The organism is Ferrovibrio sp. (assembly GCF_035304305.1).
Classification (GTDB): Bacteria; Pseudomonadota; Alphaproteobacteria; order Ferrovibrionales; family Ferrovibrionaceae; genus Ferrovibrio.
This window is the reverse complement of record NZ_DATGQG010000069.1, coordinates 1-2,137: the sequence shown is the minus strand read 5'-3', so window position 1 is coordinate 2,137 and position 2,137 is coordinate 1. Positions and strand designations below refer to the sequence as shown.

General features: G+C 64.5%; 2 protein-coding genes. Both read right to left on the bottom strand.

Annotation, left to right across the window (positions count from 1 at the left end; translation table 11 throughout):
* Window positions 1-1,470 (bottom strand): acetate--CoA ligase family protein (locus VKZ87_RS08755; protein WP_324220869.1); only part of this gene is annotated, 1,470 nt, incomplete at its 3' end.
* Window positions 1,471-1,481: 11 nt separating this feature from the next.
* The coding region (locus VKZ87_RS08750) for an acyl-CoA dehydrogenase (protein WP_324220868.1) at window positions 1,482-2,137 on the bottom strand (656 nt) is incomplete at its 5' end.

Genomic DNA, 2,137 nt, shown 5'->3' with positions numbered 1-2,137 from the left:
CTCGCTCAAGGCGCGAACGCTCTGCGGTGCCGGTGGAACGCCGCCGGCCATGGCGAGAGGTGTCCACGCCAGGTCGGCCCGGGATCGCCACGCGCCATAATCGATCCATCGCCGGACGGCCTTGCCCATGTTGCGCAGGCTGCGGAATGGCGTGATGCCGGCATGGTCGAGCACCCGGTAACCGCTGCCCAGCCGGTCGCTCATCCAGATCGGGCAGATCGGCGTCTGGGTCCGGCTCTGGACTTCGACGATCAGGCTGGCCGAAACCTCGGTGTACTTGCCGTAATCCATGGCAATCGGGCAGAGCACCAGCCCGACATTCGGGTCTTCCGCAACCGGCAGAAGGGCATCGCTGAAAGCCTTCGGATTCGAGATCGTCACCGAGGTGGTATCCACCGGATTGTCGATCGCGGCGTAGTCCGGCAGCGCCGCCTTCAGGGCCTTGGTCGTATGCGGCGCGAATCTGGCAAGTCTGATCCCCGCCGTTCCGACATTGTCGGCGCAGAGCGACGCGGCGCCACCCGAGGAGGCGAAAACAGCAACCTCCTCCCCGCCCTGCGGAACACGTCTCGCCAGCAGAGCGGCGACGTCGATCAGCTCGTCGATATCATCCACCTCGATGAGACCAAGCTGGCGGAAGACCGCGCTATTGACCTCTGCCGAGCCGGTAATCGATGCGGTATGGGACTGGGCCGCCTTTGCTCCGTATTCCGACCGGCCGACCTTGAGGCCGACCACCGGCTTGCCGCGGCGGGCGGCATGCGCCAGCGCCTCCATGAATCGCGGACCATCCTTGATGCCTTCGATCAGGGTGACGATGACCTTGATGTCATCCGCGCCGGCCATGTAGTGGATGAAATCGGCCACCTGCAGGTCTGCCTCGTTGCCCGAGGATGACCAGAGCGCAAATCCGGCGCCGCGGTCCATCGCCTGCATCAGGTTTCGCCCCAGCCCGCCGCCCTGTGTTGCCAGCCCGATGGGGCCTTTGCGCAGGTCATCCTTGAACGCCGGCGAAAACGTCATGCCGATGCGCCGGTTGATGTTGCACAATCCCGGGCAGTTCGGCCCGTAGATGCGAATGCCGGTGTTCGCAACGATCTGTTTCAGCCTTTCCTCCGCGGCCTTGTCTTCGTCATCCGCTTCGCTGAAGCCGGACGTGAGGATGACGGCAAAGGAAATGCCCTTCGCCGCCGCCTCCTCGACCGCCTGAACGACTCCGGCAGCCGGAATGACGATGAGCGCGACGTCGACTGCCTGCGGCAGGGCAGCCACCGAGGAATAACATTTCCGGCCGCCGATCTCCGGCTTGGTCGGATTGACGAGGAACAGCTCCCCGTCGAAATCGGAGTGATCGGTGATATTGGCCAGCGCATGGCCGCCAATGCTGTTCGGCCGGTCGGAAGCCCCCACCAGCGCGATCGAGCGCGGATTGAACAGGTAGGTGAGGTCCTGGAATTGGTAGCTGCCCATGTCGCCCGTATTCAGGTGATTGCGGAAATGCCCAGGATTTCCCGGCCGGCGATCAGGGTCTGTATCTCGCTGGTGCCTTCCGGGATCATGCCGCCCCGGGTATCCCGGAAAATTCGCTCGATCGGGTAGTCGGCGGCATAACCGAGGCCGCCATGGACCTGCATCGCCATGCTGGCGACCTCATGGGCTGCTTCGGTGGCATAGAGTTTGGCGATCGAGCAGTCTTCCCGTGCCTCCCGCCCGGCATCCAGCGCCGCTGCTGCCTGGTAGCTGAGGGCGCGGGCCGCCTTGGTGCGGACCGTCATGTCGACGATCAGTTTCTGCACCAGCTGGAAACTGCCGATGGGCCGGCCGAACTGCTGCCGCGTTCTGGCGTAATCCACCGAAAGATCGAGGGCTGCCTGGGCGGCGCCCACCGCCCCCATGGCAATGTTCACCCTCGCGGTATTCAGGCCGTCCAGCGTGCTGGCGAGAGCGGTTCCCTCCTCGCCGACCCGGTTCTCGACCGGGACAATGACGTCGTCGAATTCCAGCTCTGCCGTTCCGGTGCATTGCAGCACCATGGTCTCGACCGGACGGGAGGAGAATCCCTTCATCCCGCGTTCGACAATGAAGGTCGAAAGCCTGCCCTCGCAGGTCGGACTGAAGGTCCGCGCCACCAGCAGGC